Origin of the sequence: Streptomyces sp. WMMC940 (genome assembly GCF_027460265.1) — a bacterium.
Taxonomy (GTDB): Bacteria; Actinomycetota; Actinomycetes; order Streptomycetales; family Streptomycetaceae; genus Streptomyces.
This window is the reverse complement of record NZ_JAPZBC010000001.1, coordinates 4,215,566-4,227,939: the sequence shown is the minus strand read 5'-3', so window position 1 is coordinate 4,227,939 and position 12,374 is coordinate 4,215,566. Positions and strand designations below refer to the sequence as shown.

10 protein-coding genes are annotated in these 12,374 nt (G+C 74.1%); 1 reads left to right on the top strand and 9 read right to left on the bottom strand.

Going from position 1 to position 12,374, the window contains the following annotated elements:
* Window positions 1-3: 3 nt before the first annotated feature.
* From O7595_RS18640 to O7595_RS18605, 8 genes are all read right to left on the bottom strand, one after another.
* On the bottom strand, window positions 4-603 hold the full coding sequence (locus tag O7595_RS18640) for a TetR/AcrR family transcriptional regulator (protein WP_269729784.1): 600 nt from the start codon (window positions 601-603) through the stop codon (window positions 4-6).
* Window positions 591-1,340: an enoyl-CoA hydratase family protein gene (locus tag O7595_RS18635; protein ID WP_269729783.1), complete on the bottom strand. Its 750-nt coding sequence runs from the start codon at window positions 1,338-1,340 to the stop codon at window positions 591-593. The genes O7595_RS18640 and O7595_RS18635 overlap by 13 nt, the downstream gene beginning before the upstream one ends.
* On the bottom strand, window positions 1,337-2,944 hold the full coding sequence (locus O7595_RS18630; RefSeq protein ID WP_269729782.1) for a 4-coumarate--CoA ligase family protein: 1,608 nt from the start codon (window positions 2,942-2,944) through the stop codon (window positions 1,337-1,339). The genes O7595_RS18635 and O7595_RS18630 overlap by 4 nt, the downstream gene beginning before the upstream one ends.
* Window positions 2,945-2,989: 45 nt before the next feature.
* Window positions 2,990-4,123 carry an acyl-CoA dehydrogenase family protein gene (locus O7595_RS18625; RefSeq protein ID WP_269729781.1) on the bottom strand — a complete coding sequence of 378 codons (1,134 nt, stop codon included), beginning with the start codon at window positions 4,121-4,123 and terminating at the stop codon, window positions 2,990-2,992.
* Window positions 4,120-6,090, bottom strand: coding sequence for an ATP-binding protein (locus O7595_RS18620; protein ID WP_269729780.1), 1,971 nt, complete (start codon window positions 6,088-6,090; stop codon window positions 4,120-4,122). Before O7595_RS18620 ends, O7595_RS18625 begins: the two co-directional genes overlap by 4 nt.
* A 7-nt stretch (window positions 6,091-6,097) precedes the next feature.
* On the bottom strand, window positions 6,098-7,636 hold the full coding sequence (locus O7595_RS18615; RefSeq protein WP_443071840.1) for an acyl-CoA carboxylase subunit beta: 1,539 nt from the start codon (window positions 7,634-7,636) through the stop codon (window positions 6,098-6,100).
* A 207-nt stretch (window positions 7,637-7,843) separates the two neighbouring features.
* The gene (locus tag O7595_RS18610) at window positions 7,844-9,559 is read right to left on the bottom strand and encodes an acyclic terpene utilization AtuA family protein (RefSeq protein ID WP_269729778.1); all 1,716 of its coding nucleotides are present in this window, start codon (window positions 9,557-9,559) and stop codon (window positions 7,844-7,846) included.
* Between the two features lie 3 nt (window positions 9,560-9,562).
* Complete coding sequence (locus tag O7595_RS18605; RefSeq protein ID WP_269729777.1) at window positions 9,563-10,375, bottom strand: TIGR03084 family metal-binding protein; 813 nt, start codon at window positions 10,373-10,375, stop codon at window positions 9,563-9,565.
* A 212-nt stretch (window positions 10,376-10,587) separates the two neighbouring features.
* Here O7595_RS18605 and O7595_RS18600 point away from each other — a divergent pair, with 212 nt between their 5' ends.
* Window positions 10,588-11,379, top strand: coding sequence for a tyrosine-protein phosphatase (locus tag O7595_RS18600; RefSeq protein ID WP_269729776.1), 792 nt, complete (start codon window positions 10,588-10,590; stop codon window positions 11,377-11,379).
* Between the two features lie 42 nt (window positions 11,380-11,421).
* Here O7595_RS18600 and O7595_RS18595 read toward each other — a convergent pair whose 3' ends face one another.
* The gene (locus tag O7595_RS18595; protein ID WP_443071839.1) at window positions 11,422-12,354 is read right to left on the bottom strand and encodes an EamA family transporter; all 933 of its coding nucleotides are present in this window, start codon (window positions 12,352-12,354) and stop codon (window positions 11,422-11,424) included.
* Window positions 12,355-12,374 lie beyond the last annotated feature (20 nt).

Genomic DNA, 12,374 nt, shown 5'->3' with positions numbered 1-12,374 from the left:
GTTTCACTCCAGGGTCTCCTCCAGCAACCGCGTCCACTGCCCCACGACCCGCTTCCGCCGCACCGCGTCGTCGGTCAGCAGGTTCGCGAGCCCCAGGCCGCGGGCCATGTCGAGCAGGCCCTGGACGGTCTCGCGCACGCCCGGCACCGTCTCGTCCGCGCCGAGCAGCTCCACCGCGATCCGGTGGGTCTCGCGACCGACCCGCGCCTCCAGTTCGGTGACGCGGCCGCGCAGCTGCTCCTCGTTGGAGGCCGCGACCCACAGATGGAGGGCGGCGCGGAAGAGCGGACCGGTGTAGAGGTCGACCAGGGCGGCCACGACGGCCGCCCGGCTCTGCCCCGGAAGGGACCGCAGGGCCGAGGACCGCTCCTCGGCCACGTACTCCACGGCCGCCGTGAACAGGTCCTCCCGCGTCGGGAAGTGGTGCTGTGCCGCGCCCCGCGAGACCCCGGCCCGCTCGGCGACCACCGAGACGGTGGAGCCCGCCCAGCCGCGTTCGGCGAGGCAGGCCACCGCGGCCTCCAGCAGCCGCTGCCGGGTGACCCGGCTGCGGTCCTGCTTGGGCTCCTTGGCGGAGCCGGCGGGGGAGGTCACAACACCCATGCGGGGTCCCGTCGTTCGAGGAAGGCCGTCATCCCCTCGCGCGCCTCCGCGGAGGCGAAGATCGACGCCGAGCGTTGGACGAGGTCCTCGGCGTCGCGGTCGAAGGTCTCCCGCACCCTAGCCGTGAGCAGCTGTTTCGTCGCGTCCAGGGCCTGCGGCGAAGCCTTGCGGAAGCCGTCGAGGACCGGAGCCAGGCCCTCGTCGACATCCTCGGCGACGGCCGTCAGCAGGCCCATGCGGGCCGCCTCCACGGCGCCGAAGCGCTCCCCGCTGAGGTAGTAGCGGGCCGCCGCCCGGGGCTCCAGGCGCGGCAGCAGCGGCAGGGAGATCACGGCGGGGGCCACCCCGATCCGCACCTCGGTGAAAGCGAAGTCGGACGCGGCGGACGCGGCGGCGACGTCGCAGGCGCCGACGAGGCCGAGCCCTCCGGCCCGTACATGGCCGTCCACCCGGGCCACCACCGGCTTGGGCAGTTCGACGATCCGCCGGAGCAGCGCGACGAACGTGTACGGGTTCGGGGGCTCCTTCAGATCGGCGCCGGCGCTGAAGGTGCCGCCGGTGTGGGTCAGGACGACGGCCCGTACGGCGGGGTCCTTCCCGCACTCGGCCACGGCGTCGGCCAGCTCGCCGACGAGCCGCGCCGAGAGGGCGTTGCGGTTCGCCGGCGAGTCCAGCGTCAGGGTCGTGATGCCGTGTGCTGTCGCCGCCTTGACGGTCTCCGTGCCGGTGGATGTCACGTGGTCTCCTTCTCCGATTCCTCCCGGGACTCCCGGGTCTCCCGATCGCGCAGCTCGCGGCGGAGGATCTTCCCCGAGGCGGCCCGGGGCACCCCCTCGATGAACTCGACGCGCCGGATCTTCTTGTACGGGGCCACCCGCTCGGCGACATGGGCGAGGACGGCCTCGGCGGTCAGATCGGGCGCGGCGGCCTGCCGCACGACGTACGCCTTGGGTATCTCGTTCCCGTCGTCGTCGTACACGCCGATCACGGCGGCGTCCGCGATCCCCTCGTGGGTGAGCAGCAGGGCCTCCAGCTCCGCCGGGGCGACCTGGAAGCCCTTGTACTTGATGAGTTCCTTGACCCGGTCGACGACGAACAGCCAGCCGTCCTCGTCCACCCGGCCGATGTCGCCGGTGTGGACCCAGCCGTCGCCGTCGATCATGGCGGCGGTGGCGTCGGGGCGGTTCAGATAGCCCTTCATCACCTGCGGTCCGCGGATGGCGATCTCGCCCTCCTCCCCGGGTGCGGCGTCCCGGCCGGGGTCGTCGAGCGCCAGGATCCGCATCTCGGTGCCGGGCAGCAGCTTGCCCACGGCGCCGGGCGGCGGGTTCTCGGCGTCGAGCGGCACGACGTGGGTGCCGGGCGACAGCTCCGTCATGCCGTACGCCTGGAGCACCGGCGGCAGACCGAGCCGCTCCGAGCAGGCGCGGGCGAGCCCGGCGTCGAGCGGGGCGGCGGCGCTGACGACGTACTCCAGCGACGACAGGTCGTAGCGGGCGACCGCCGGGTGCTTGGCCAGGGCCAGCACGATCGGCGGGGCGACGTACAGGGCGTTGATCCGGTGCTCCTCGATCGCGGCGAGGAACCGGTCGAGGTCGAACCGCGGCAGGACGACGACGGTCGCGCCGTTGCGCAGCGGGGCGTTCATCAGCGCGGTGAGGCCGTAGATGTGGAAGAACGGCAGCACGGCGAGGACGCGGTCGCCGGGCTTCATGGGGATGACCGGTTCCAGCTGCGCCAGATTGGTGGCGATGGACCGGTGGGTGAGCATGACGCCCTTGGGCACGCCGGTGGTGCCGGAGGAGTACGGCAGGACCGCGACGTCCTCCGCCGGGTCGATGGCGACATCGGGTTCGGGGGCGGTGGAGCCGAGCATGGAGAGGATCGAGCGGTGGCCGTCGGCCTGGTCGCAGACGAAGATCTCCTCGATCCCGCCGACCAGTTCCGCCGCGCGCCGCGCCGCTTCGAGCAGCGGGGAGACGGTGACGATCCAGCGGGCGGAGGAGTCGCGCAACTGCTTGGCGAACTCCTCCGCCGTGGAGAGCGGATGGACGGTGGTGACGGACGCCCCGGCGCGCGTGGCGGCGTAGAAGACCGTCGGGTAGGCGATCGTGTTGGGGCTGTGCAGGGCGAGCACGTCGCCCTTGCGGACGCCCGCGTCGGCGAACGCCGCCGCGAGCCTGCGGTGGTACGCGTCGAGCTGGGCGTACGTGAGCGTCGTGCCGCCGGTCCCGTCGATCAGGGCGACGGTGTCACCGTACCCGGCGGCCCGGCCCAGGACGGCTTCGTGGATCGGGACGGAGAGGGACGGGACGTCCGCGTACTCGCTGTGCATCACCATGGCAGCCCCTTCACGGTCGTGTCGTGGTCGCCAGAATCGCCCCTGTCAGTACGACTTGGGGAGACCCAGGGACTGGTGGGACACGAAGTTCAGCACCATTTCGCGGCTCACCGGGGCGATCCGGGCGACCCGGGCGGCGGTGACCAGGGACGCGAGACCGTACTCGCGGGTGAGCCCGTTGCCGCCGAGGGTGTGGACGGACTGGTCGACGGCCCTCACACAGGCTTCTCCCGCCGCGTACTTGGCCATGTTGGCGGCCTCGCCGGCGCCCGCGTCGTCGCCCGCGTCGTACAGCGCCGCGGCCTTCTGCATCATCAGCCGGGCGAGTTCCAGCTCGATGTGCGCCTGGGCGAGGGGGTGTGCGATGGCCTGGTGGGCACCGATGGGCGCCTTCCAGACCTGCCGCTCCTTCGCGTACTCCACGGCGCGGGCCAGCGCGTAGCGCCCCATGCCGATCGCGAACGCGGCCGTCATGATGCGCTCCGGGTTGAGCCCGGCGAACAGCTGGAGCAGTCCGGCGTCCTCCTCGCCGACCAGCGCGTCCTCCGGCAGTTCCACGTCGTCGAGGACCAGCTCGAACTGCTTCTCCTGCGCGTGCAGTTCCATGTCGATCCGCGAGCGGCCGAAGCCGGGCGCGTCCCGCGGGACGACGAACAGGCACGGCTTCAGCTTCCCCGTCCGTGCGTCCTCGGTGCGGCCCACGATCAGCGTCGCGTCGGCGATGTCGACTCCGGAGACGAACACCTTGCGGCCGGACAGGACCCAGCCGCCCTCCGTGCGCCGCGCGGTCGTGGTGATCCGGTGCGAGTTGGAACCCGCGTCCGGCTCGGTGATGCCGAACGCCATCGTGCGGGTGCCGTCGGCGAGGCCCGGGAGCCACGCGCGGCGCTGCTCCTCGGTGCCGAACCGGGCGATGACGGTGCCGCAGATGGCGGGCGAGACCACCATCATCAGCAGGGGGCAGCCGGCGGCGCCGAGCTCCTCGAGCACGATGGACAACTCGGCCATGCCGCCGCCCCCGCCGCCGTACTCCTCCGGGAGGTTGACCCCGAGATAGCCGAGCTTGGCGGCCTCGGCCCATAGCGCCTCGCGGTCGTGGTCGCGGCCGTGCCGCTTCCCGAGGGCCGAGACCGCGGCGCGCAGCGCCGTGCGCTCTTCGCTTTCGATGATCGTGCTCATGATGCGTGCTCCTCCTGTGCTGCGGCTTGTACGACGGCGAGAAGGGCACCGACCTCGACCTGGCGGCCGGGGGCGGCGTGGAGCGCGGTGAGGGTGCCGGAGGCGGGAGCGGTGACGCGGTGCTCCATCTTCATCGCCTCCAGCCAGACGAGCGGCTGGCCGGCGGTGACCGCGGCGCCGGGGGCGAGTCCCTCGGCGACCCGGACGACCGTGCCGGGCATGGGGGCGAGCAGGGAACCGGGCTCGCGCTGGGCGGTGGGGTCGGGGAAGCGGGACAGCCGGGTGAGCGTGTGGGCCGAGGTCGCGGTGTCGACGTGGATCCGGTCGCCCTCGTGGACGGCGACCCGGAACTCGCGTTCCACACCGTCGACCTCGAGCCGCACGGTGTCCGGGGCGGCGTGCCGGACCCGTACTCCGGGGAAGCCCTCGGCCTGCGTGCCCCGGCGGGTGACGCGGTAGCGGATCTCGTGCTCGGTGTCACGGCCCCGGTAGCGCTTCACCTGGGGCTGCGAGGGGAGGTTGCGCCAGCCGCCGAGGCGTGCGGTCGTGCCGGCCGCGCCGCCGGCGGCCCGCCGGGCGGCGGCGTCCGCCAGGGCCGCGGCGAGCGCGGCGAGTTCCTCGCCGTCCTCCGCCGCGGTCAGCGCGGGCAGATGCCGGTCGTAGAAGCCGGTGTCCATCCGGGCGGCGACGAAATCGGGGTGCCGCAGGGAGCGCACGAGCAGCCGCCGGTTCGTCACAGGGCCGTGGATCGTGCCCCTCGCCAGATCGCCCGCGAGCCGGCGCACGGCCTCCCGCCGGGTGGGCGCCCAGACGACGACCTTGGCGATCATCGCGTCGTAGTGCACCCCGATCCGGTCGCCGTCGCCGTACCCCGCGTCGATCCGCGTCCACGGCCGCGGCTCCCCGGTGCCGTCCCCACCGGCCACCGACCGGCGGGCCGGGAAGGACAGGGTGTGGAGCCGACCCGTCTGCGGGGCCCAGGAGCGGGACGGGTCCTCGGCGTACAGCCGGGCCTCGACGGCGTGGCCGCGCGGGGCGGGCGGGGCGGGCGGCAGGGCGCCGCCCTCGGCGACCGCGATCTGCAGGGCCACCAGGTCGACCCCGAACACCGCCTCGGTGACCGGGTGTTCCACCTGGAGCCGGGTGTTCATCTCGAGGAAGTGCGCCCGGTCGCCCACCACGAGGAACTCGACCGTGCCGGCGCCCCGGTAGTCCGTCGCCCGCGCCGCCCGGACGGCCATCTCCTCCAGCCGGGAGGTCAGTTCGGGACCCAGCCCCGGCGCGGGCGCCTCCTCGACGACCTTCTGGTGGCGGCGCTGCAGCGAGCAGTCCCGGGTGCCCAGCGCCCACACCGTGCCGTGGGCGTCGGCGAGGATCTGCACCTCGACGTGACGGCCGCCCTCGACGTACGGCTCCACGAAGACCTCGCCGTCCCCGAAGGCGCTCAGCGCCTCGGCCCGGGCGGCGGCCAACTCGTCGCGGAGCGCGGACAGTTCGCGGACGACACGCATACCGCGACCGCCGCCGCCGGCCGCCGCCTTGACCAGCACGGGCAGATCGTCCTCGGTGACCGCGTCCGCCGCGAGCGGGGCGATCCCCATCAGCTCCTTGGCGCGGGTCTTGGACGCCATCGCCTCGACGGCCTCCGGGGGCGGCCCGATCCACGTCAGTCCCGCGCCGATGACCTCCCGGGCGAAGTCGGCGTTCTCCGAAAGGAATCCGTAGCCGGGGTGGACGGCGTCCGCACCGGCCGCGAGCGCCGCCTTCACGATCAGGTCGCCGCGCAGATACGTGTCGGCGGGCGCGGCGCCCGGCAGCCGTACCGCCGCGTCGGCCTCCCGGGTGTGCATCGCGCCCTCGTCGGGGTCGGCGTAGACGGCGACCGTCGCGATTCCGAGCTCCCGGCAGGTGCGGAACACCCGGCAGGCGATCTCACCGCGGTTGGCGACGAGCAGGGTTTCGATCATCGGGGCCTCACATCCTGAAGACGCCGAAGCCGCCGCGCGCGCCTTCGACCGGGGCCGTGTGGATGGCGGACAGGCACATGCCGAGCACCGTGCGGGTGTCGCGCGGGTCGATGACGCCGTCGTCGTAGAGCCGCCCGGAGAGGAACATCGGCAGCGACTCCGTCTCGATCTGCTGCTCGACCATCGCGCGCAGCCCCGCATCGGCCTCCTCGTCGTACGGCTGCCCCTTCGCGACGGCCGAGGCGCGGGCGACGATCGAGAGGACGCCGGCGAGCTGCTGCGGTCCCATCACGGCGGACTTGGCACTGGGCCAGGCGAAGAGGAAGCGCGGGTCGTACGCCCGGCCGCACATCCCGTAGTGGCCGGCGCCGTACGACGCGCCCATCAGCACCGACAGATGCGGGACCTTCGAGTTGGAGACCGCGTTGATCATCATGGCGCCGTGCTTGATGATGCCGCCCTGCTCGTACTCCTTGCCGACCATGTAGCCGGTGGTGTTGTGCAGGAAGACCAGCGGGATGTCGCGCTGGTTGGCCAGCTGGATGAACTGGGCGGCCTTCTGCGACTCGGCGCTGAACAGCACGCCCTGCGCGTTGGCGAGGATGCCGACGGGGTGGCCGTGGAGCCGAGCCCAGCCGGTGACCAGGCTCGGGCCGTACAGCGGCTTGAACTCGTCGAAGTCGGAGCCGTCGACGATCCGGGCGATGACCTCGCGCGGGTCGAACGGGGTCTTCAGGTCCTCGGGGACGATGCCGAGGAGCTCCTCCTCGTCGTACGCGGGCGGTGCAGCCGGGGCCGCCGGAGCGGGGTGCGCCTTGCGGTGGTTGAGGCGTGCGACGATCCGGCGGGCGTGGCGGACGGCGTCGTACTCGTCCACGGCGTAGTGGTCGGCGAGTCCGGACGTCCGGGCGTGCATCTCGGCGCCACCGAGGGACTCGTCGTCGCTCTCCTCACCCGTGGCCATCTTCACCAGCGGCGGCCCGCCGAGGAAGACCTTCGACCGCTCCTTGATCATGACGGTGTGGTCGGACATGCCGGGGACGTACGCCCCACCGGCGGTGGAGTTGCCGAAGACCACCGCGATCGTGGGGATACCGGCGGCGGACAGCCGGGTGAGGTCGCGGAAGAGCGCCCCGCCCGGGATGAAGATCTCCTTCTGGGACGGGAGGTCCGCCCCACCGGACTCGACGAGGCTGATCAACGGCAGCCGGTTGGCCGACGCGATCTCGTTCGCACGGAGGATCTTCTTCAGCGTCCAGGGGTTGCTGGCGCCGCCGCGCACGGTCGGGTCGTTGGCGGTGATCAGGCACTCGACGCCCTCGACCGTGCCGATGCCGGTGACGACGGACGCTCCGACGGGGTAGTCGCTGCCCCAGGCGGCGAGCGGCGACAGTTCCAGGAACGGGGTGTCGGCGTCGAGGAGCAGCTCGATCCGTTCCCGGGCCAGGAGTTTGCCCCGCTTGCGGTGCCGTGCGGTGTACTTCTCACCGCCACCGGCAAGGGCCTTGGCGTGCTCGGCCCCGAGCGCGTCGAGTCGGGCGAGCATGGCCTCCCGTTGGGCGGTGTGGTCGGGGGACGCGCTGGCGAGGACGGTCACGGGGTCACCTCCGGTGCGGGCTGCGGTACGCGGACGGGGCGCGCCGGGCGGCGCCCGGTGGGAACGGTCCGGTGGCCCGGCACGACGCGGCGGTGGCCGGCCCGCTCGGGGCCGAGGGGGCGGGGGCGCGCCGGGCGGCGCGAGAGGGGGCACGGGTCACAGCAGGCTTTCCGGGACGTCCACGTGCCGGGACCGCAGCCACTCCCCCAGGCCCTTCGCCTGCGGATCGAAGCGGGCCCGGGCGGCGACGCCCTCGCCCAGCAGGCCCTCGACGGTGAAGTTCAGCGCCCGCAGGTTCGGCAGGACATGGCGTACGACGGGCAGCTCCGCGGTCTCCGGCAGGAGCTCGCGCAGCCGCTCCACGGTCAGCTCGTGCGCCAGCCAGCGCCACGCGTCGTCGTCACGGACCCACACCCCGATGTTCGCGTCGCCGCCCTTGTCGCCGCTCCGGGCACCCGCGACCAGGCCGAGGGGGGCGCGGCGGGTCCTCGCGCCGGCCGGCGGCGGCTCGGGCAGCGGCGGGTCCGGAACGGGCTCCAGGACGCGGGAGTGCGGGGCCGCCGGGACCGGCAGCCGCCGCCCGTCGTCGAGCACGGCGGTGTGCGCGACCGACCCGGCGTCCACGTACGCCGCCTCGAACACCCCGTAGGGCGCGCCCTTCCCGGGCGGGGCGGTCACATGGAAGCCCGGGTAGCCGCCGAGGGCCGTCTCGACGGCCGCTCCGCTGACGACCCGGCCGACGGCCTCCGCGTCGCGGTCGCGCACGACCAGCCGCAGCAGCGCGCTCGCGGTCTCCTCGGTGGCGGCGTCCGGCCGGTCGGTGCGGGCCAGTTCCCAGCGGACCTCCGTCGGGCGGGACCCGGCGCGGCCGAAGGCGTCCTCGATCTGCTCGCGCACCAGCCGCGCCTTGGCGTCGATGTCGAGCCCGGTCAGGACGAACACCACCTCGTTGCGCCAGCCGCCGAGGCGGTTGAGTCCGGTCTTCAGGTCCGGCGGCGGCGCCTCGCCGCGCACGCCCGAGACCCGGACCCGGTCCGGGCCCTCCTGGGTGAGCCGTACGGAGTCCAGGCGCGCCGTGACGTCGGGGCCCGCGTAGCGCGCCCCGCCCGTCTCGTACAGCAGCTGGGCGGTGACCGTCCCGGTGTCCACGAAACCGCCGGTGCCGGGGTGCTTGGTGATGACGCTGCTGCCGTCGGCGTGCAGTTCGGCGAGGGGGAACCCGGGGCGGCGCAGGTCCCGGCCGGCGTACCGTCCGTCGGCGAAGAAGGCATAGTTGCCGCCCGTCGCCTGCGTGCCGCACTCCAGGACGTGGCCGGCGACGACGGCGCCGGCGAGGGCGTCGCGGTCCTCGGGCCCCCAGCCGAAGTGCCACTGCGCGGGCCCGGTGACGAGCGCGGCGTCGGTGACCCGGCCGGTGACGACGACGTCCGCTCCCTCCGCCAGACAGGCGGCGATCCCGCCCCCGCCGAGATAGGCGTTGGCGGCCAGCGCGCCGGGGAAGCGCTCGGTGAGGTCGTCGCCCTCGACATGGGCGACGCGCACGGGGACGCCGACCCGGGCGGCGAGCTCGCGCACGGCGTCGGCGAGACCGGACGGGTTGAGCCCGCCCGCGTTGGCGACGATCCGCACGCCGCGCTCGTGCGCCAGCCCGAGGCCCTCCTCCAACTGGCGCAGGAAGGTCCGGGCGTACCCGAGGCGGGGGTCCTTCATCCGGTCCCTGCCGAGGATGAGCATGGTCAGTTCGGCCAGGTAGTCCCCGGTGAGGACGTCCAGTTCACCGCCGGTGAGCATCTCGCGCACGGCGTCGAAGCGGTCGCCGTAGAAGCCGGACGCGTTCCCGATCCGCAGCGGGGCGGGCTCCGTGGGCGGCACCGGTCAGGCTCCCTTGGGGGTGCGGCCGGTGCCCGCCGGGCCGGCGAACGCCTGGGCGATGTCCAGCCAGCGGTCGGCGTCGGCGCCCTCCGCCCGGACGGCGAGGTCGTCGCGGTGCGCGCGCTGGGTCACCAGCAGGCAGAAGTCCAGCGCGGGGCCGGTGACCCTCTCCCGGCCCTCGGCATCGTGGACCCCGGCGGCCTCCTCGGGCCCCCACGTCCACAGTTCCCCGCCCGGCCCGGTCAGCTCGACCCGGAACTGCTCCTTCGGTGCCTCGAGCCCTCGCACGAGGAAGGCGTAGTCGCGGGCCCGCACCCCGATGTGCGCGACGTGCCGAAGCCGGGCGGTCGGCTGCCGCACGACGCCGAGGGCGTCGGCGACGTCCTGGCCGTGCGCCCAGGTCTCCATCAGCCGGGCGGTGGCCATCGACCTGGCGCTCATCGGCGGTCCGTACCACGGGAACCGGGCGCCCGGGGGCGCGTCGCACAGGGCCTGCCGGAGCCGGTCGCGGCCGGTGCGCCAGTGGGCGAGCAGTTCTGCGGGCGGCCGACGGACCCCGGCCTCCGCGGCCCGGTCGACGAAGGTGCCGGGCTCGGCGAGCGCCTTCTCGACCTCCTGGGCGAAGGCACCGGGGCTGGTGGCGGCGAGCAGGGCGACCTCGTCGGTCCAGGCGAGGTGGGCGATCTGGTGGGCGACGGTCCAGCCGGTCGCGGGGGTGGACGTCTCCCATTCCTCGTCGCTCAAACCGGCCACGAGCCGGTCGAGTTCGTCGCTCTCTGCGCGCAGGTCGTCGATGACGGCCGCGGGGTCGGACACGGGGCGCTCCCTCCGGGACACGGCGTGGTGCCCCGGAGCATGACAGCGCCCGAAGAAACAATCAAGCATGCTTGCTTTACTTTCTGGACCGACCGAAGGCTCCGGATCCGTCGGCGGCTTCCCGGCCGGCCGGCGGGCCTCGGCCCACCGGCGTCCCCCTCGGCCCACCGGTGGCACGGGGCGGACGGCGGGAGCCGGTACCGTGCCACCCCGTGACCAGACAAGGCAGACACATACCGTTCGAACGGCTGTGCAACTTCCGGGACTTGGGCGGCTACGCCGCGGGGGGCGGACGCTCCGTGCGGTGGGGGCGGCTGTACCGCTCCGACTCGCTGGCCAAGCTCGCCGGGGAGGACTGGGAACGCTTCCTCGGCCTGGGCATCGGCACGATCGTCGATCTGCGACACCCGTGGGAGATCGAGGCCCGCGGACGCGTCCCGGACGACGCGTCGTTCACCTACCACAACCTCAGCATCGAGCACCGGCCGTACGACCAGCCCTCACTCGGCCCCGAGATCGAGGTCGGGCCGTACCTCGCCGAGCGATACCTGGAGGTGGCCGACGACGGGGTCGCCGAGCTGCGCGAGACCCTGGAGGTGATCGCGGCGGCGGACCGCCCCGTGGTGTTCCACTGCGCGTCCGGCAAGGACCGCACGGGTCTGCTGGCCGCTCTCGTGCTGGTCCTGGTGGGCGTCTCCGAGGCGGACGCCGTCGAGGACTTCGCCCTGACTGAGCTGGCCACCGGGCGCCTGCTGGCGGACTGGCGGGCGGCACACGGGGACAGGGAGCCGAGGTGGCCCGGCTACGGACGCGCGCCGGCGGAGGTCATGAGGCTGTTCCTGGCGGCACTGGCCCGCCGGCACGGGTCGATACGGGGCTATGCGGAGAACGCGCTGGGCGTGGACGAGGCCCTGATCGAGTCGCTGCGGGAGAGGCTGCTCACGCCGCCGGTGGCGGGGATGCCGGCGTCCGCGTCCGGGAGTGGGGCCGGGGCTGCGACGTAGTGCCCGCGGACGGGCGCCGGTGCACCCGGCCCGCGGGCGGCCTCACGCCGTGCGTCCGCCCGCCCCCACCTGGGTGCGCACCGCGCCCATACTCGCCGCGACGACCAGCGCGATCGCCAGGGCGTCGGCCGCGGACAGGGCCTGGTGCAGCACGAGGAACCCGGCGGTCGCGGCGATCGCCGGCTCCAGGCTCATCAGTACGGCGAAGGTGGGGGCGGGCAGCCGTCGCAGAGCGAGGAGTTCCAGCGTGTAGGGCAGCACGGACGACATCAGCGCGACCAGGAGGCCCAGCCCGATCGTGGACGGGACGAGCAGCCTGCCGCCCGCCTCCGCGATGCCGAACGGCAGACTGAGGACGGCGCCGACCGCCATCGCGAGGGCGAGCCCGTCGGCCTGCGGGAACCGGCGTCCGGTGCGGGCGCTGAAGACGATGTACGCCGCCCACATCGCACCCGCCCCGAGGGCGAACGCCGCGCCGACCGGATCGAGCCGGTCGAAGCCGCCGCCGCCGAGGAGGACGACGCCGCCGAGGGCGAGGCCCGCCCAGAGGAGGTTGATCAGCCGCCGCGAGACGATCACGGAGAGCGCCAACGGGCCGAGGACCTCCAGGGTCACGGCCGCGCCGAGCGGTATGCGGTCGGCGGCCTGGTAGAAGAGCATGTTCATCCCCGCCATGGCCGCGCCGAAGGCCACCACCGTGCCCCAGTCGGTGCGGGAGTGGCCGCGGAGCCGGGGGCGGCAGACCAGCAGGAGCACGACGGCGGCGAGGACGAGCCGGAGCGTGACGACGCCGAGCGCTCCCGCGCGGGGCATCAGCAGCACGGCGACGGCGGCACCGAACTGCACGGAGAGCCCGCCCGCGACGACGAGGGCGACCGGCCCGAGCGAGCCGCGGCCGCGCCGCGCGGCGCGGCCCAGTTCACCGGCGGCCTCGGGCAGGGCGACCGCGGCGGCTGCCGCCCGCTCCGCACTCACACCCTCGCGGCCATCGGTGC

What these genes read in the sequence shown, in the direction of transcription:
- O7595_RS18640 (WP_269729784.1), bottom strand. Translation starts at nt 603, where the DNA reads ATGGGTGTTGTGACCTCCCCCGCCGGCTCCGCCAAGGAGCCCAAGCAG.
- O7595_RS18630 (WP_269729782.1), bottom strand. Translation starts at nt 2,944, where the DNA reads ATGGTGATGCACAGCGAGTACGCGGACGTCCCGTCCCTCTCCGTCCCG.
- O7595_RS18625 (WP_269729781.1), bottom strand. Translation starts at nt 4,123, where the DNA reads ATGAGCACGATCATCGAAAGCGAAGAGCGCACGGCGCTGCGCGCCGCG.
- O7595_RS18620 (WP_269729780.1), bottom strand. Translation starts at nt 6,090, where the DNA reads ATGATCGAAACCCTGCTCGTCGCCAACCGCGGTGAGATCGCCTGCCGG.
- O7595_RS18615 (WP_443071840.1), bottom strand. Translation starts at nt 7,636, where the DNA reads ATGCTCGCCCGACTCGACGCGCTCGGGGCCGAGCACGCCAAGGCCCTT.